At 66.8% G+C, this 15,674-nt stretch carries 17 protein-coding genes; 4 read left to right on the top strand and 13 right to left on the bottom strand.

The annotated features are described in order from the left end of the window. The first annotated feature begins 47 nt into the window (after positions 1-47). Positions 48-1,256 carry a tryptophan synthase subunit beta gene (trpB, locus tag L3N39_RS12280; protein WP_237257621.1) on the top strand — a complete coding sequence of 403 codons (1,209 nt, stop codon included), beginning with the start codon at positions 48-50 and terminating at the stop codon, positions 1,254-1,256. 75 nt (positions 1,257-1,331) lie between these two features. After that, the gene (gene tsaA, locus L3N39_RS12275) at positions 1,332-2,024 is read left to right on the top strand and encodes a tRNA (N6-threonylcarbamoyladenosine(37)-N6)-methyltransferase TrmO (protein WP_237257620.1); all 693 of its coding nucleotides are present in this window, start codon (positions 1,332-1,334) and stop codon (positions 2,022-2,024) included. A 7-nt stretch (positions 2,025-2,031) separates the two neighbouring features. Here the strand turns inward: tsaA and L3N39_RS12270 are convergent, their stop codons facing one another. The 8 genes from L3N39_RS12270 to L3N39_RS12235 all read right to left on the bottom strand — a co-directional run bounded on the left by L3N39_RS12270 (position 2,032) and on the right by L3N39_RS12235 (position 8,938). Beyond that, positions 2,032-4,557, bottom strand: a complete 2,526-nt coding sequence (locus tag L3N39_RS12270) for a penicillin acylase family protein (protein WP_237257619.1) — start codon at positions 4,555-4,557, stop codon at positions 2,032-2,034. Between the two features lie 63 nt (positions 4,558-4,620). Next, positions 4,621-5,085 (bottom strand): DUF2489 domain-containing protein, encoded by a 465-nt coding sequence (locus tag L3N39_RS12265; RefSeq protein ID WP_237257618.1) that lies wholly within the window; start codon positions 5,083-5,085, stop codon positions 4,621-4,623. A 7-nt stretch (positions 5,086-5,092) separates the two neighbouring features. Beyond that, a complete protein-coding gene (locus L3N39_RS12260) occupies positions 5,093-5,284 on the bottom strand; it encodes an SEC-C metal-binding domain-containing protein (protein ID WP_237257617.1) in 192 nt (63 codons plus the stop codon). Positions 5,285-5,293: 9 nt separating this feature from the next. Further along, a complete protein-coding gene (locus L3N39_RS12255; protein WP_237257616.1) occupies positions 5,294-5,791 on the bottom strand; it encodes an LEA/WHy family protein in 498 nt (165 codons plus the stop codon). Between the two features lie 115 nt (positions 5,792-5,906). Then, the gene (locus tag L3N39_RS12250) at positions 5,907-6,641 is read right to left on the bottom strand and encodes an S-methyl-5'-thioinosine phosphorylase (RefSeq protein WP_237257615.1); all 735 of its coding nucleotides are present in this window, start codon (positions 6,639-6,641) and stop codon (positions 5,907-5,909) included. 17 nt (positions 6,642-6,658) lie between these two features. After that, complete coding sequence (gene nagZ, locus L3N39_RS12245) at positions 6,659-7,654, bottom strand: beta-N-acetylhexosaminidase (RefSeq protein ID WP_237257614.1); 996 nt, start codon at positions 7,652-7,654, stop codon at positions 6,659-6,661. A 13-nt stretch (positions 7,655-7,667) separates the two neighbouring features. Then, entirely contained in the window at positions 7,668-8,192 is a 525-nt protein-coding gene (locus tag L3N39_RS12240) for a L,D-transpeptidase (protein WP_237257613.1), read from the bottom strand. Between the two features lie 38 nt (positions 8,193-8,230). Continuing rightward, positions 8,231-8,938, bottom strand: a complete 708-nt coding sequence (locus L3N39_RS12235) for a TetR/AcrR family transcriptional regulator (RefSeq protein WP_237257612.1) — start codon at positions 8,936-8,938, stop codon at positions 8,231-8,233. Between the two features lie 190 nt (positions 8,939-9,128). Here L3N39_RS12235 and lexA point away from each other — a divergent pair, with 190 nt between their 5' ends. Both lexA and sulA read left to right on the top strand, forming a co-directional pair. Further along, entirely contained in the window at positions 9,129-9,737 is a 609-nt protein-coding gene (gene lexA / locus L3N39_RS12230; RefSeq protein ID WP_237257611.1) for a transcriptional repressor LexA, read from the top strand. A 14-nt stretch (positions 9,738-9,751) separates the two neighbouring features. Then, a complete protein-coding gene (gene sulA, locus L3N39_RS12225) occupies positions 9,752-10,222 on the top strand; it encodes an SOS-induced cell division inhibitor SulA (RefSeq protein ID WP_237257610.1) in 471 nt (156 codons plus the stop codon). Positions 10,223-10,263: 41 nt separating this feature from the next. Here the strand turns inward: sulA and L3N39_RS12220 are convergent, their stop codons facing one another. From L3N39_RS12220 to fadA, 5 genes are all read right to left on the bottom strand, one after another. Beyond that, positions 10,264-10,500, bottom strand: coding sequence for a hypothetical protein (locus L3N39_RS12220; RefSeq protein ID WP_237257609.1), 237 nt, complete (start codon positions 10,498-10,500; stop codon positions 10,264-10,266). A gap of 171 nt (positions 10,501-10,671) precedes the next feature. After that, positions 10,672-11,193, bottom strand: a complete 522-nt coding sequence (locus L3N39_RS12215; RefSeq protein ID WP_237257608.1) for a DUF6586 family protein — start codon at positions 11,191-11,193, stop codon at positions 10,672-10,674. Between the two features lie 108 nt (positions 11,194-11,301). Beyond that, complete coding sequence (topA, locus tag L3N39_RS12210) at positions 11,302-13,899, bottom strand: type I DNA topoisomerase (protein ID WP_237257607.1); 2,598 nt, start codon at positions 13,897-13,899, stop codon at positions 11,302-11,304. A gap of 240 nt (positions 13,900-14,139) precedes the next feature. Then, a complete protein-coding gene (locus tag L3N39_RS12205; RefSeq protein WP_237257606.1) occupies positions 14,140-14,367 on the bottom strand; it encodes a DUF1653 domain-containing protein in 228 nt (75 codons plus the stop codon). Positions 14,368-14,495: 128 nt separating this feature from the next. Then, positions 14,496-15,671 carry an acetyl-CoA C-acyltransferase FadA gene (gene fadA, locus L3N39_RS12200; protein ID WP_237257605.1) on the bottom strand — a complete coding sequence of 392 codons (1,176 nt, stop codon included), beginning with the start codon at positions 15,669-15,671 and terminating at the stop codon, positions 14,496-14,498. Positions 15,672-15,674: the final 3 nt, after the last annotated feature.

The following is a 15,674-nucleotide window of genomic DNA, read 5'->3' as shown; positions in this document are numbered from 1 at the left end:
CGGCGGCAGCGCCGCGCCGAGGCCTCAACCGTCACGAGAGAGCGATCATGTCGTCCACCCCTGCCTTCACCGCCATGCCCGACGCAAACGGCTACTTCGGCCCCTACGGTGGCCAGCTGGTGCCACCGCACCTCAAGCAGGCCATGGACGACATCAACCTGGCCTACGAGGAGATCCGCCAGCGCGAGGATTTCCAGCAGGAACTGGCGGCGCTGTTCGCCGACTACGTCGGCCGGCCGAGCCCGATCTTCCATGCCCGGCGCCTCTCCGAGCAGCTCGGCGGCGCGCAGATCCATTTGAAGCGCGAAGACCTGAACCACACCGGCGCGCACAAGATCAACCACTGCCTGGGCGAAGCCTTGCTGGCCAAGTTCATGGGCAAGCAGAAGGTGATCGCCGAGACCGGCGCCGGCCAGCATGGCGTGGCCCTGGCCACCGCCTGCGCGCTGGTGGGCATCCCCTGCGAGATCCACATGGGCCAGGTGGATATCGAGAAGGAACATCCCAACGTCACCAAGATGAAGATCCTCGGCTGCACGCTGGTGCCGGTCACCCGTGGTGCGGCAACGCTCAAGGAGGCGGTGGACAGCGCCTTCGAGGAATACCTCAAGGACCCGCACAACTTCATCTACGCCATCGGCTCGGTGGTCGGCCCGCACCCGTTCCCGAAGATGGTCCGCGACTTCCAGTCGATCATCGGCCGCGAGGCGCGCGAGCAGTTCCTCGCCAAGCACGGGCGGCTGCCGGATCAGGTCGCCGCCTGCGTCGGCGGTGGCTCCAATGCCATGGGCATCTTCACCGCCTTCCTCAACGATGACGCGGTGCAGCTGGTCGGCATCGAGCCGGCCGGCGAAGGCATCGAGGTGCCCGGCCGCCACGCCGCAACCCTATCGGTGGGCAAGCCCGGCGAACTGCACGGCATGGCCTGCTACGTCCTGGAAGACGCCGAGGGCAATCCGGCCGCCGTGCATTCGATCGCCTCGGGCCTGGACTACCCCGGCGTCGGCCCGCAGCACAGCTACCTGAAGGACATCGGCCGGGTCAGCTACCAGTCGGTCACCGACCGGGAATGCCTGGACGCCTTCATGCGCCTGTCGCGCACCGAAGGGATCATCCCGGCGCTGGAAAGCGCCCACGCGGTGGCCTGGGCGATGCGCGCGGCGCCGACGCTGGGCCGCGACCAGCACATCCTGGTCAACCTCTCCGGCCGTGGCGACAAGGACGCCGACTACGTGGCGCGGCTGCTCGGCCTCTGAGTCATCGCCCGCGGCCGCGCAAGGCGGACACGGGCGGCGTATCATCGCGCTCCCCGCTTCCAGCCGGTCATCGTCATGCTCCACAGCGTCAGTCCCGTCGGCATCCTGCGCTCCTGCTTCAAGGAGAAGTTCGCCATCCCGCGCCAGCCCAGCCTGGCGCCCGCGGCACGTGGCGTGCTGGAACTGCTGCCGCCCTATGACACGGGCGAGGCCGTCGCCGGGCTGGAACAGGTCAGCCATGTCTGGCTGCTGTTTCTCTTCCACCAGGCCCTCGAGGACAAACCCAGGCTGCGGGTGCGACCGCCGCGACTCGGCGGCAATCGCACGCTCGGCGTATTCGCCACCCGCGCGACCCACAGACCCAACGGCATCGGCCAGTCGGTGGTCAGGCTCGACGGTGTGGAGCCGGGCCGGCTGCATCTGTCGGGCATCGATCTGCTCGACGGCACGCCGGTACTCGACATCAAGCCCTACGTGCCCTACGCGGATATCGTCGAGCAGGCGCACAACGCCATCGCCGATGCGCCTCCTGCCCCCATCGCGGTCGAGTGGTCGGCGGCTGCCTTGGCGCAGGCCGGCGAGCATGCCCGGCGCCTGGGCGAGCCGCTGGTCGAGCTGATCGAACAGTGCCTGGCGCAGGACCCGCGGCCGGCGTACCAGCGCCCGCCGGCCGAACGCCGTTATGGCGCCCGGCTGTGGGATGTCGATGTGCACTGGCACTACCCCGAGCCGCAACGCATCCGCGTGCTCGAGGTGGTACCGGGCTGAACGCGGTTCAGCGTGCCGGGGTCAGCAGCAGACGCTGCGTGCCATAGACCTTGTCGAGGTTGGCCGGCTGCATCGGGAAGCTCTGGTAGGCGCCCTTGAGCCAGGCGTCGATGCCGTCGGCGTAGTGCGCGCTGGCCGGGTTGCCGGACTGCCCCGAGCTGTTCAGGCCGATCATCGGCTCGTCGCGCCCGAAGTCGACGACGATGCGCATCGCCGGAACCAGCCAGGTATCGAAGTCCGCGCCCCAGTGGTAGGCCGAGACGTTCAGCGTGGAATGGTCGCCGCCCGCCGGATAGGCCCCGCGGTTCAGGTAGCCGTCCAGCGCCTCGATGCCGCGGCGCTGTCCCGCCGGCATGTAGGGCGCGAGCTGCGTCGCGCCGCTGAGCCAGTGGTAGCGATGCAGCTTGCCCCACTGCCAGGCCTGGCGATCCGGCCCGAGTCGGGTTTCCAGCAGGCTCACCGCCGCCGCCAGGCTGCGCGCGAGGATGGCGGGCTTGTCCTCGACCTGCGGCGTGCGCTGGTCATCCCAGAACGGGCTGTCGTCGCGGCCCAGCAGGTGGTCGGCCTGTGCCGAATAGGACAGGCTCGCCGCCTGCAGCAGCGCGCGCCAGGGCGCGCCATCCTCCGGGCCCAGCTCGTCGAGGAAGGTCTGCCGCGCACTCTCGTGCAGGAAGGCGCCATACAGTGCGGCATCGGCCGAGCTGGCGGCCAGGTTGCCATCGAACGCCAGCAGGCGGCGCAATGCCTCCCTGGCACGCCCGCGCGCTTCTGCCGGCAGCGCGGCGATCGCCGCCTGTAGCGGCTGCGCCATGCCCGGGCCCTGCAGCATCGCCTGGAGCTTGGCGGCGAACGGCGTGCGCTGGTCGTACTGCATGGCGATCATGCTGCGCATGTCGTGCCGCCCGCGGCCGGCCAGCTCGGCGATCCGCTCGTAGCGTTCGGGGTAGTACCAGGAACTGGACAGCTGCATGCCATAGCCGCGCGGCACGCTGCGCTGGTTGGCCGTGCCCAGCCAGCCCTGGGCGGGATCCTGGTCGTAGGGGTGCAGCATCGGATCGGCGAAGCCGTCCCAGTCGTAGCGTCCTTCCCAGCCCGGCGAAGGCACCAGCCCGAGGCCCTCGCGGCGATTCGGGAAACGCCCGGTGACCTGCCAGCCGATGCTGTGAGCGTCGGCGAAGACCATGTTCAACGGCATGGCACCGATGCGGCTGCTCGCCTCGAAGGCCTGCTCGACCGAGCCTGCGCGCGACAGGTCGAAGAAGGCATCCAGCGACTGGTCGGCCTCGCGCAGGGTGGTCTTCAGCGCCAGGCCGTAGCCGCTCTGCAGCTGCAGCGGTTGCAGCGGATGCTTGCGCTCGCCGAGCACGGAGTTGAGCAGCGGGCCGTTGCGTGTCTCGTAGAGGGTTTCGCGCACCGGTCGCGCCCCCTTGATGAAGAACGTCTCGTGGCGTACCTGCGCCGGCAGCCAGCGCCCGTCGGCCAGGTACAGCAGGCGGTCGCCCTCGCGGCGCACCTGCTCGAGGTAGAGGTCCTGGTTGTCGCCCATCACCATGGTCATGCCCCAGGCGAGCTTGCCGTTGAAGCCGGCGACCACCGCCGGTACACCGGCGACCGAGACGCCGGCGGCCTGGAACTTCGGCGAGCGGATCTGCATGAAATTCCAGTACGAGGGCATCGACAGCGGCAGGTGGGTGTCGTTGGCCAGCAACGGCTTGCCGCTGCGCGCGTGGCTGCCGGCGATGGCCCAGTTGTTCGACGCGGCGACGCCGAGCATGTTGAAGTCGGCGACCCGCCGGGTGACCTCGGCAACGCTGCCGAGCCCCGGGACCTGCCCGCCCAGCTTGAGCCCCGCCAGCTTGGCGGCCTCGTCGAACGGCAGCGGTTCGTCGGGATAGGTCGGCAGCAGCCAGCCCAGCTTGTCGCTGCCCACCTGTTGCGCCAGGGCCAGGGCGGCGATCTCCTCCTGCAGGTTGACCGACAGGCCGAAGTTGAGCAGGCAGAAGACCAGCACGGAATCTTCCGGCTTCCAGTAATCGGGACGATAGCCGGACGCCGCCAGCTCCATCGGCAGGCGGTCGCGGTAGCGATACAGGTAGGCGTTCACGCCCCTCGCGTAGACCTCGAAGATCTTCTTCATACGCGGCGAGGCCTGGCGGTAGAACAGCTCGGCGCTCTGGCGCAGGTTCACCGCGCGCATGAAGCGGTCGATGTCCAGCACGCCGGGGCCGGCCATCTCGGCGAGGCGCCCCTGCGCCATCAGGCGCAGGCTGACCATCTGCCCGAGCCGGTCGCTGGCGTGCACGTAGCCCATGGCGAACAGCGCGTCATGCAGCGACGAGCCCTCGATCAGCGGCATGCCCAGGGCGTTGCGGCGCACACTGACGCTCTGGGCCAGACCGGTGAGCGGCTGCACGCCGTGCTCGGGCGCGACGCTGGCGCTGTAGCGGTTGTCCAGGTAGGCCTGGCACCCAGCCAGGCCAAGCACGACGCCCAGCGCGAGGCCAAGCAGTGGGAAACGCGGGCACAACGACATGAGGACTCCTTGCGATGCAAGCAGACGGCAGTTAAGTGATAGACAGTTTTCGGCGTTTGCGGATCAGGCGGCGTGATCGGTGCGTGCCAGCGCCTCGTCGAGCAGCCAGCGTGCGCAACGGCGCGCCTCGGCCTTGTGCTTGAGCTCGAGGGCGCTGAAGTTCGCCTCGTGCCGGCGCCGCTCGCTACGCTCCAGTGCCTTCCACGCCTCGTGGGTCGGCACCTGCTCGGTCGCCTGGTAGAGCGTCTGGAACACGTGGCAGCGCGGGTCCTGCCCGAGCGCCGGGTCGTAGTGGTCGAGCAGCACCTTGATGCGGATCGCACCTTCGATCAGCGGCAGCTGCTCGTCGAGCAGGCTGCCGGCGAGGATGCGCAGGTCCTCGGCCAGGGCTTGATGACGCCTGGCCAGCTGTTGCTGCTGCTCGCGCTGCAGGCGCCAGACGCGCCGCCACAGGTACAGCGCGTAGCCGGCCAGGGCAACGACCACCAGCAGGGCGAGGGTCAGCAGCACGAGCGCAAGGGTCGACATGGGGCGGTCAGGCGCCGTGGCACTTCTTGAACTTCTTCTGGCTGCCACACGGGCAGGGGTCGTTGCGACCGACGTCCTTCAGCGGATTGCGCACCGGCTCGTGGCCGTGGTTGCAATGCGGGCCGTGCACGTGGTGTTCATGGCCGTGCTCATGATCGTGATTGCAGTCAGGGCCGTGTACGTGGGGTTGCTGCGTCATTTGCTGCGGTTACTCCGGGATGAAGTTGCCGGGGATGATCTCCCCGTGGGTGGAAATCTGTACCGGGCGACCGAGCATCAGGCCGGTCTTGAGCTGCCCGTCAAGGCTGTAGCGGATCGGCCGGTCCGGCTTTTCCAGCAGGCGCACGATGTATTTCATGTGCTTCCAGAGATTGGTATGCACGGTCACTTCGTAGTATTCGAAGCTGTTGGCCGGCACCGTCAGCCAGCCGCTGGACTCGCCCTTGGCCAGCTCCACCTCGTTGAGGTGCACGTTGTAGCGCAGGCCGCGCACCGGCAGGCTGTGGTCGTTGGGGTTGTCGATGCGAAAGCGCAGCAGGAACTGCTGCTCCAGCAGCCGCGCCTTGACCACCTCGACCTTGCTCAGGCTGACGTCGGGGTCGATGAAGTTGCTGCTGAACCAGGTCGAACAGCCGGCGAGCGAGCCGAGCAGACTCAGCAATAGCACGGTTCTGAATATTGTTATTGTGCGTCGCTGATCGAACATTCCAGGTACTCCAGAGGACGGCTCAGTGTAGCAAGCGGCCTGCCAGCCGCAATGGGCACGCCGCAATTTGCCAGTGTCGCGCCCCGGCGTGACAGCCGTGTTGCCACCCGCCCCGTCAGCCCAGGATGCGCGCCAGCACCGCACGCGCCTTGCCGATCCCCCCCGCCAGCGCCGCCTCGATCTCGGCCATGCTGATCAGCCCGCCGGACTTGCCGGCCGCCGGGTTGACCACCAGCGCCAGGCAGGCGTAGGGAATCTCCAGTTCACGCGCCAATGCGGCCTCGGGCATGCCGGTCATGCCGACGATGTCGCAGCCGTCGCGCTCCATGCGGGCGATCTCGGCTGCGGTCTCCAGGCGTGGGCCCTGGGTGCAGCCGTAGACGCCGTGGCTGCTGCAGGCGACACCTTCGGTGGCCAGCGCCGCGATCAGCCGTTCGCGCAAGGCCTGGTCGTAGGGATGGCTGAAATCGATGTGGGTGACGTGTTCGATATCGCCTTCGAAGAAGGTATGCGCTCGCCCGTAGCTGTAGTCGATGATCTGGTGCGGCACGCAGAAATGGCCCGTCCCCATAGCGGCGTGGATGCCGCCCACCGCATTCACCGCGATGATGGCCTGAGCACCGGCCTGCTTCAGCGCCCAGAGGTTGGCCCGGTAGTTCACCTGATGCGGCGGGATGCGGTGCGGCTGGCCGTGGCGGGCCAGGAAGAGCACTTCGCGGCCGGCGAACTCGCCGCGCAGGATGTCGGCCGAGGGCTCGCCGTAGGGCGTCTCGATACGCTGGGCGACGCGCAGGGCCAGGCCGTCGAGTTCGGTCAGCCCGGTGCCGCCGATGATGGCATGAACGGTCATGGTGATCCTTGCAAGAGTTAGACGAGACCGGCCGCTCGCAGCATGCCGAACGAGTGCAGCCAGCGCGGGTCCTGCTTGTAGTCCAGCGCAACGCTGCGCCGCGCGCGCATGCGGCGCAGCGCCGGCGCAGGCTGGACGCGCAGGCGCTGCAACGCCGCGAGCGCCAGTTCGGCGGCGCCGCGGTCGTTGCACACCAGGCCCATGTCGCAACCGGCGGCCAGCGCCGCCTCGATGCGCGCCGCGGCGTCGCCGGCGACATGCGCGCCGGCCATCGACAGATCGTCGCTGAAGATCACCCCGGTAAACCCGAGCTCGCCCCTGAGGATCGTCTGCAGCCAGTGACGGGAAAACCCGGCCGGCTGCTCGTCCACCTGCGGATAGATGACGTGCGCCGGCATCACCGCATCCAGCTCGCCGGCCAGGCGCTGGAACGGCAGCAGGTCCTGCGCACGGATGCTCGCCAGGCTGCGCTCGTCGCGGGGAATCGCCACGTGCGAATCGGCCTCGGCCCAGCCGTGGCCGGGGAAGTGCTTGCCGGTCGCCGCCATGCCCGCCGCATGCATGCCCTCGATGAAGGCGCCGGCCAGTTCGGCGGCTCGCGCCGGGTCGGCCTCGAAGGCGCGCTTGCCGATCACCGCACTGCGCTGGTGATCGAGGTCCAGCACCGGGGCGAAACTGAAATCGAGCCCCACGGCGAGCACCTCGCTGGCCATCAGCCAGCCGCAGGCACGTGCCAGCTCCATGGCTCCCGCGCAGGAGGCGATATCGCGCATCGCCGGCAGTTGCACGAAACCCTGGCGCAGCCGCTGCACACGCCCGCCCTCCTGGTCCACCGCCAGCAGTAGGTCGGGCCGCAGTGCGCGAATCGACCGGGTCAGCTCGAGCACCTGCCGCGGATGCTCGATGTTGCGGGCAAACAGGATCAACCCGCCGACCTCGGGCTGGCGCAACAGCTGGCGGTCCTCGGCGGTGAGCCAAGTGCCGCCGATATCCAGCATCAGAGAACCTTGCATGGACGATGAATCCTTATTCGAGTGCGGCATCGGCCCACTGGGGATAGGCGGCTTCGTCGATACGAACCGCACAGTGCACCGGCACCTGGGAAAACAGCCTGATCAGGTCGGCGTTGCGCAACCGGATGCAGCCATGGGAAAGCGGCACGCCCATCGGCTCGGTGTCCGGCGTGCCATGCAGATAGATGTAGCGCCTGAAGGTATCGACCGCGCCAAGCCGGTTGATGCCCAGCTCGCAGCCGCTCAGCCAGAGGATGCGGCTGAGGATCCAGTCGCGCCCGGGAAACTGCGCGTGCAACTGCGCTGACCAGACCTCGCCGGTCCAGCGCCGGCCACGCAGCACCGCACCGCTGGGCAGTCCCTCGCCAATCTTCGCCCGCACCCGATGCAGCCCGCGCGGGGTACAACCCGAACCGTTGCGCTCGCCGGCGCCGTTGCGCGCCGTCGACACCGGCAGGCGACAGCGCAGCTCACCTGCGGTGAAACCGTAGAGCTGCTGGTCGGCGATGGAAACGAGGAGAAAATCGAGATCGGTCATGGGCGCCAAGCTTAGCCGATGCCGCAGCCGGCTTGAACTCAGCCCTTGGCCGGCACGGCGACGGCGTTGCGCCGGGCCAGCGGTTGCGCCTCGGCCAGCGGCGTGCCGGCGATGGCCGTCTCGGCACGCATGCCCGCCGCCAGGAACGGCACCATCATGCGCATCACCTGCTCGATGGAGGTCCGCGCGCCAAAATCGTTCTCGGCAATGGCGCGCAGCGCCTTGATCCCGGACATGCTGAAGGCCGCGGCCCCCAGCATGAAGTGCACGCGCCAGAACAGCTCGATCGGCGGCAATGCCGGTGCGGCCTCGTGGACCAGCAGCATATAGCGGCGGAACACCTTGCCGTACATGTCCTGGAGGTAACGCCGCAGGTGCCCCTGGCTCTGGCTGAAGGACAACCCGAGCAGGCGCATGAAGATGGAGAGATCGTCGCCGCTGCGCGGCTTGACCGCCAGAGCCTGCTCGACCAGCAGGCCAAGCAGGTCCTCGAGGGTGTCGGGCCGGTCGGCAAGGGCCTCGCGGCGGTCCAGCTCGCGCTCCAGGCTGGCGCAGAACGGCCCGAGGAAGCGCGAGAACACCGCCTGGATCAGCGCCTTCTTCGAGCCGAAGTGATAATTCACCGCTGCCAGGTTCACCCCGGCCTTGCTGGTGATCAGACGAAGCGAGGTTTCGGCGAAGCCTTTTTCCGCGAACAGCTGTTCGGCAGCATCGAGAATGCGCTCAACTGTTTCCGACTGCGCCATGCCCCCTCCGAGAAACAAACAGGTGTTTGAAACTTACGTTTCGCCCTGAACCAAGTCAACCAGGAATATTGCCAGCGACGCGCCTCGTTGTCGCAAGCCGAGCCCCGCGGGACGGACAGCCGGCCGGCGATTGCCAAGACCGGATCACTGTATATAATCCCAGGCACTGTATAAAAGAACAGAGACCGCCATGATCAAGCTCACGCCACGCCAGTCTCAGATCCTCGAATTCATCAAGCGCTGCCTGGAGGATAATGGCTACCCCCCTACCCGTGCGGAGATCGCGCAGGAGCTCGGTTTCAAATCCCCCAACGCCGCCGAGGAACACCTCAAGGCCCTGGCCCGCAAGGGCGCCATCGAGATGACGCCCGGTGCCTCCCGCGGCATTCGCATTCCGGACCTGGAGCCGGCCGCCAACGAGGGCAGCCTGCCGATCATCGGCCGGGTTGCCGCCGGTGCGCCGATCCTGGCCCAGGAACACGTGGAGGAATCCTGCCAGATCAACCCGGCGTTTTTCCATCCGAAGGCCGACTACCTGCTGCGCGTGCGCGGCATGAGCATGAAGGACATCGGCATCTTCGACGGCGACCTGCTGGCGGTGCACACCATCCGCGAAGCACGCAACGGCCAAGTGGTAGTCGCTCGAGTCGGCGATGAAGTCACAGTCAAGCGGTTCAAGCGCGAGGGCAAGAAGGTCTGGCTGCTGGCAGAGAACCCTGAGTTCGCGCCCATCGAGGTCGATCTCGAACAGCAGGAGCTGGTCATCGAGGGATTGAGTGTCGGCGTGATCCGTCGCTGAACAGGAGAAGGATGATGCAGTACCGTTCCGATACTTCGCGACCGCAGCTGTCGCTCTTCGAAGGCGTGATCGCCCAGCGCGCCCTGCCGCTGTGTTCCGCGCCGCCTGCCTACTCGGTCCGCCCCGAGAGTCTCAGCGAGCTCAGCCTGAGCGGCAGCATCGATCATTGCCACCTGCTGCTGACCCCGATACTGCGCGAGCTCAGCGAGGCAGACGACAAGCGCTGGCTGACCCTGATCGCCCCGCCGGCTTCGCTATCAGGTACCTGGCTGCGCGACAGCGGCCTAAACCGGCAGCGGGTCATACTGCTGCAACCGCGCAACGGCCAGCCCCCACTGGAGCTGGCCTGCAAGGCACTCGGCTCGGGCTGCAGCCACACCGTGATCACCTGGCAGGACAAGCTCAGCAACACCGAGCGCAACCGTCTGCGTGCGGCGGCCAGCCTCGGCGAGGCGCGCAGCCTGAACATACGCCTGGGCTGCTGATTCGCTTCCGGCACAGGGAACGTGCCGATCACCGCTAGCCGTCAGTGCAGGACGCGCGGCGCCTCATCCCCCTGATCGAACTCGCCTTCGGCCATCCGGCCGGCCATCTGCACACCGAGATTGAACATCGCCTTGGCCACCTCGACATGCTGCCCCTGCAGGAACAGCCTGGCGTCCTCGGAGAAGTCCAGCGTGACCAGCACCTCTTCGTCTTCGGCGCGACGGAGCACGATGCGCCCATCGGGCATCTCGACAATCTCTAGAAAAGACGTAGGCATTGGAAACTTGGCTCTCGAACAAAAGCGTGCATTGTACCAGCCACCCGCCACGATTAAAGGCTTGCCGGGCAGAGAGCGACAACCCGGCGCCCGATCGGCCCGTGTGGAAGGCCGTGCGCCTGGCCGCCTAGCGACGACCAGCACGGCGCCGTGGCATTGCCACGGCCAGGCTCACCATTCGGTCATCGTCTCGCGAAAGCGCAGGGCCAGGTCCTTGACGTTGCGGCGCCAGCGCTCCAGTTCGGCATGCGGTAGCGGTTCGGGCTGGTCCTCGTCGACGTTCACCGCCTCGATCAGCGGCTGCCTGGGGTCGACCTTGACCTTGGCCGGCGCACGCGGCGGCTCGAACAGCGCCGCGTAGGCTGACAACAGTTCGGCCAGCCAGCTATCGGCCTGCTCGGCAAGTTCGACCAGCTCGGCCAGTTCCTGGCTGGGCGCCTGTTCCAGCATCTGCCGGGTCAGGAAGGCCTCGGCCCGCGGCGCGTCGGCGCCGGGCGAACGGTAGAAACCGGCGATCTCATGGCACAGACCGAGCACGGCGCCATAGAGGTGGAACAGCACGGCCTCGCGCTCGGCCTGGATCTGGCCCTGGGCACCGAGACTGCCGAGCGACTCCGCCTTACGCCAGTTCTCCAGGGCCAGGCCGGCGAAGAACAGCTTCTGGTTGGTACGGGTGTAGCGTTCGTGGGCCATCTGGCGCCTCCGCCAAGCAACAGTTTCCGCAAGAATGAACCGCTCGCCGGTCCAAGCCAACCCATGCGGGCTCCCGTCCGCATCCTGGCGGAAGCCCTGCACGGCGGCTCAACCCTTGTCTTCGACCTTCCAGCGGCTGCCGTCGAAGAAGGCCTTCCAGCCGGTGGGCTTGCCGTTGACCTCGGATTGCACGTACTGCTCCTTGGTCTTGCGGCTGAAACGCACCACCGCCGGCCGGCCTTCGGAATCCTTCTGCGGTGCGTCGAGCAGATAGTGGTACTTCGGATCGATCTCGTCGCGATGCGGGATCAGCTCGCTGACCAACGGCGCCCGCGTCTCGCGATTCTTCGGAAACTGGCTGGCGGCAAGGAACAGCCCGGAAGCACCGTCACGCAGCACGTAGGTGTCGTCGACCTTCTCGCACTTGAGTTCCGGCATCTTCACCGCATCCATCTTCGGCGGCGCCGGCTCGCCGTTCTTCAACAGCTTGCGGGTGTTCTTGCATTCGGCGTTGGTGCAACCGAAGAATTTGCCGAAACGACCGGTCTTGAGCTGCATCTCGCTACCGCACTTATCGCATTCCAGGCTCGGGCCTTCGTAGCCCTTGATGCGGAACTGGCCTTCCTCGACCTCATAGCCGCTGCAGTCGGGGTTGTTGCCGCAGATGTGCAGCTTGTGCTTCTCGTCGACCAGGTAAGCGTCCATGGCGTTGCTGCAGATCGGGCAGCGGCGCTTGCCCAAGAGCACCAGGGATTCGGACTCGCCTTCGTCGTCGGCAGCGATTTCGTCGCCGGGAATCAGGTTGATGGTCGACTTGCAGCGTTCCTTCGGCGGCAGGCTGTAGCCGGAGCAGCCGAGGAACACGCCGGTCGAGGCGGTACGGATCATCATCGGCCGGCCGCAGACCTTGCACGGGATATCCGTCAGGGTCGGCTGGTTGGCGCGCATGCCGTTTTCCGGCGACTCGGCCACCTCGAGCTTGCGGCGGAAGTCACCGTAGAACTCGTCGAGCACGTGCTTCCACTCGCGTTCGCCCTGGGCGACGTCGTCCAGATGCTCTTCCATGCCGGCGGTGAAGCCGTAGTCCATCAGGTTCTCGAAGCTCTCGGAGAGGCGCTCGGTGACGATCTCGCCCATCTTCTCGGCGTAGAAGCGACGGTTGTGCAGCGACACGTAGCCGCGATCCTGGATGGTGGAGATGATCGCCGCATAGGTGGATGGCCGGCCGATACCACGCTTCTCCATCTCCTTGACCAGGCTCGCTTCGGAATAGCGCGCCGGGGGCTTGGTGAAATGCTGGCTGGGGTCGAGTGCCAGCAGGCTCATCGCCTCGCCCTGCTTCATCTCCGGCAGCACGTCGTCTTCGCCGGTCTTGCTCTGCTGCGGCATCACCCGGGTGTAACCGTCGAACTTGAGGATGCGGCCCTTGGCACGCAACTCGAACTCGCCGGCGCTGACCGTGACGCTGGTGGACAGGTACTGCGCCGGCGGCATCTGGCAGGCGACGAACTGGCGCCAGATCAGCTCGTAGAGGCGCTCGGCATCGCGTTCCATGCCCGACAGCTGGTTCGGCCGCAGGTTGACGTCGGACGGGCGAATTGCCTCGTGGGCCTCCTGGGCGCCTTCCTTGCTCGAATAGAGGTTGGGCTTCTCCGGCAGATACTGGCTGCCGAACTCGCTTTCGATGAAGCCACGGGCCATGGCCAGCGCATCGGCCGACAGGTTGGTCGAGTCGGTACGCATGTAGGTGATGTAGCCGGCCTCGTACAGGCGCTGAGCCATCATCATGGTCTTCTTCACGCCGAAGCCCAGGCGATTGCTCGCCGCCTGCTGCAGCGTGGAGGTGATGAACGGCGCCGACGGCTTGCTGCTGGTCGGCTTGTCCTCACGCTTGGAAACCGTGTAGCTGGCGCCCTTGAGCTTGGCCAGCGCGGCATTGGCCTGCGCCTCGTTCAGCGGCTTGAAGGCCTCGCCGTTCTGCCGCGCGACCTCGAAGCGCACCTTGGCCTGCTGCGCGGTGGCCAGGTCGGCGTGCACTTCCCAGTATTCTTCCGGGACGAAGGCGCGGATCTCGCGCTCACGTTCGACCACCAGCTTGACCGCCACCGACTGCACGCGCCCGGCCGAAAGGCCGCGGGCGATCTTGGCCCAGAGCAGCGGCGAGACCATGTAGCCCACCACGCGGTCGAGGAAACGCCGCGCCTGCTGGGCATTGACCCGGTTGATGTCCAGTTCGCCCGGCTGGGAGAAGGCCTCCTGGATGGCCTTCTTGGTGATCTCGTTGAACACCACGCGCTTGTAGCGCTCGTCGTCGCCGCCGATGGATTCGCGCAGGTGCCAGGCGATGGCCTCCCCTTCCCTGTCCAAGTCGGTTGCGAGATAGATGGTGTCGGCTTCCTTGGCCAGGCGCCGCAGCTCCTCGATCACCTTTTCCTTGCCCGGGAGGATCTCGTACTTGGCCTTCCAGCCATGCTCCGGGTCGACGCCCATGCGGGCGAACAGCTGGCGCTTGGCCTTCTCCTTCGGCGACAGCGCCGAGGTCTCGGCCGACTTGCCGCGCTTGGCCGGCTCCTTGCTGGACGAGCCGCTGGTGGGGAGGTCGCGGATGTGGCCGATACTCGACTTCACCACGTACTGGTTGCCCAGGTACTTGTTGATGGTCTTGGCCTTGGCCGGTGATTCCACGATGACCAGCGATTTACCCATGGAGAGGAGATTTCCTGAATCGAGAAGTGAACGAAGGCGAGCTTGCGAAGCCCGGAATGCGCCGCCCGGAGTGCTCGGGCGAACCGCGTGGCAGGTCGTGCGGGACCTTGCCGGGCCGGTCGCCGTGTCGAGCCGCCATGCGGACCCGGTGACCTCCCTGCCGGAAAAGCACCGCTATATATAGTGGCGATGGCGGCAAGGTCAAGCGGCCAGCGCCGCGCAACCGACCGCCCGGGACGCTCAGAAACGGCCGGGCTCGGCCTCGACCAGGGCGAAACGAGGCACGCTTTTGCCATCGACCTCGACCGATTCGACGAACATCGACAGCGGGCGGACCCACAGCCCCTGATCACCATACAGCGCCTGGTAGAACACCATCCACTCCTCGGTTTCCGAATGACGCGCCACGGCGAACACCCGATATTCCGGCCCCTTGTAGTGACGATAGCGCCCTGGCTGGACCTGCATGCGAACCTCCAGAAATGCAAAGCCGGGGAAGGTAGCCCCCGGCTTTTGATGACTCAACGGCATTCGTACAGCGACGAACGACTGGCGACAGCCTAGCCCAGTCGATCGCGGCTGTCAGTCAGCGCGGCTCAGAGGCGCTCGAAGACCGTGCTGATCCCCTGGCCCAGACCGATACACATGGTAGCGACACCCAGCGTACCGTTGTTCTGCTTCATCACGTTCAGCAGGGTGCCGGAGATGCGCGCACCGGAGCAGCCGAACGGGTGACCCAGGGCGATCGCACCGCCGTGCAGGTTGACCTTCTCTTCCATCTTGTCGAGCAGCTTGAGGTCCTTGAGCACCGGCAGGGCCTGTGCAGCGAAGGCTTCGTTCAGCTCGACGTGGCTGATGTCGTCCATGGTCAGACCGGCACGCTTGAGGGCCTTCTGGGTCGACGGAACCGGGCCGTAGCCCATGATCGCCGGGTCCACGCCCGCCAGTGCCATGGCACGAACCACGGCCATCGGCTGCAGGCCGAGGTCCTTGGCGCGCTGGGCCGACATGACGATCATGCAGGACGCACCGTCGGTGATCTGCGAGGAGGTACCGGCGGTCACGGTGCCGCCCTTCGGGTTGAACGCCGGCTTGAGCTCGGCCAGGCCTTCGAGGGTGGTTTCCGGGCGAATGGTCTCGTCGTAGTCGAAGACCTTGAGGAAGCCGTTCTCGTCGTGACCTTCCATCGGGATGATCTCGTCCTTGAACTTGCCTTCCTGAGTCGCTTTCCATGCCAGCTGGTGCGAGCGGTAGCCGAACTGGTCCTGGGCTTCACGGGTGATGCCGTGCATCTTGCCGAGCATCTCGGCGGTCAGGCCCATCATGCCCGACGCCTTGGCCGCGTGCAGCGACAGCTGCGGGTTCGGGTCGACGCCGTGCATCATGCTGACGTGGCCCATGTGCTCCACGCCACCGACGACGAACACGTCGCCGTTGTTGGTCTGGATGGCCTGCACGGCGGTGTGCAGCGCGCTCATGGACGAACCGCACAGGCGGCTCACGGTCTGGCCGGCGCTGGTGTGCGGAATGCGGGTCAGCAAGGAGGCCATGCGGGCGATGTTCCAGCCCTGCTCGAGGGTCTGGTTCACGCAGCCCCAGATCACGTCCTCGACCTCGGCCGGGTCGATCTTCGGGTTGCGCGCCAGCAGGCCGTCGATCAGCTGTGCGGACATGGTCTCGGCGCGGGTGTTACGGTGCATGCCGCCCTTGGAGCGCCCCATCGGGGTGCGACCGAAGTCGACGATGACTGCATCTCTTGGATTCAGGCTCATGAA

This window comes from Pseudomonas oligotrophica, from assembly GCF_021726475.1.
GTDB lineage: Bacteria > Pseudomonadota > Gammaproteobacteria > Pseudomonadales > Pseudomonadaceae > Stutzerimonas > Stutzerimonas oligotrophica.
This window is presented reverse-complemented; position numbering and strand designations above follow the sequence as displayed.

What these genes read in the sequence shown, in the direction of transcription:
- nagZ (WP_237257614.1), bottom strand. Translation starts at nt 7,654, where the DNA reads ATGCAAGGTTCTCTGATGCTGGATATCGGCGGCACTTGGCTCACCGCC.
- L3N39_RS12270 (WP_237257619.1), bottom strand. Translation starts at nt 4,557, where the DNA reads ATGTCGTTGTGCCCGCGTTTCCCACTGCTTGGCCTCGCGCTGGGCGTC.
- tsaA (WP_237257620.1), top strand. Translation starts at nt 1,332, where the DNA reads ATGCTCCACAGCGTCAGTCCCGTCGGCATCCTGCGCTCCTGCTTCAAG.
- L3N39_RS12235 (WP_237257612.1), bottom strand. Translation starts at nt 8,938, where the DNA reads ATGGCGCAGTCGGAAACAGTTGAGCGCATTCTCGATGCTGCCGAACAG.
- L3N39_RS12260 (WP_237257617.1), bottom strand. Translation starts at nt 5,284, where the DNA reads ATGACGCAGCAACCCCACGTACACGGCCCTGACTGCAATCACGATCAT.
- L3N39_RS12205 (WP_237257606.1), bottom strand. Translation starts at nt 14,367, where the DNA reads ATGCAGGTCCAGCCAGGGCGCTATCGTCACTACAAGGGGCCGGAATAT.
- L3N39_RS12255 (WP_237257616.1), bottom strand. Translation starts at nt 5,791, where the DNA reads ATGTTCGATCAGCGACGCACAATAACAATATTCAGAACCGTGCTATTG.
- L3N39_RS12250 (WP_237257615.1), bottom strand. Translation starts at nt 6,641, where the DNA reads ATGACCGTTCATGCCATCATCGGCGGCACCGGGCTGACCGAACTCGAC.
- fadA (WP_237257605.1), bottom strand. Translation starts at nt 15,671, where the DNA reads ATGAGCCTGAATCCAAGAGATGCAGTCATCGTCGACTTCGGTCGCACC.
- topA (WP_237257607.1), bottom strand. Translation starts at nt 13,899, where the DNA reads ATGGGTAAATCGCTGGTCATCGTGGAATCACCGGCCAAGGCCAAGACC.
- sulA (WP_237257610.1), top strand. Translation starts at nt 9,752, where the DNA reads ATGCAGTACCGTTCCGATACTTCGCGACCGCAGCTGTCGCTCTTCGAA.
- trpB (WP_237257621.1), top strand. Translation starts at nt 48, where the DNA reads ATGTCGTCCACCCCTGCCTTCACCGCCATGCCCGACGCAAACGGCTAC.
- L3N39_RS12215 (WP_237257608.1), bottom strand. Translation starts at nt 11,193, where the DNA reads ATGGCCCACGAACGCTACACCCGTACCAACCAGAAGCTGTTCTTCGCC.
- L3N39_RS12240 (WP_237257613.1), bottom strand. Translation starts at nt 8,192, where the DNA reads ATGACCGATCTCGATTTTCTCCTCGTTTCCATCGCCGACCAGCAGCTC.
- lexA (WP_237257611.1), top strand. Translation starts at nt 9,129, where the DNA reads ATGATCAAGCTCACGCCACGCCAGTCTCAGATCCTCGAATTCATCAAG.
- L3N39_RS12220 (WP_237257609.1), bottom strand. Translation starts at nt 10,500, where the DNA reads ATGCCTACGTCTTTTCTAGAGATTGTCGAGATGCCCGATGGGCGCATC.
- L3N39_RS12265 (WP_237257618.1), bottom strand. Translation starts at nt 5,085, where the DNA reads ATGTCGACCCTTGCGCTCGTGCTGCTGACCCTCGCCCTGCTGGTGGTC.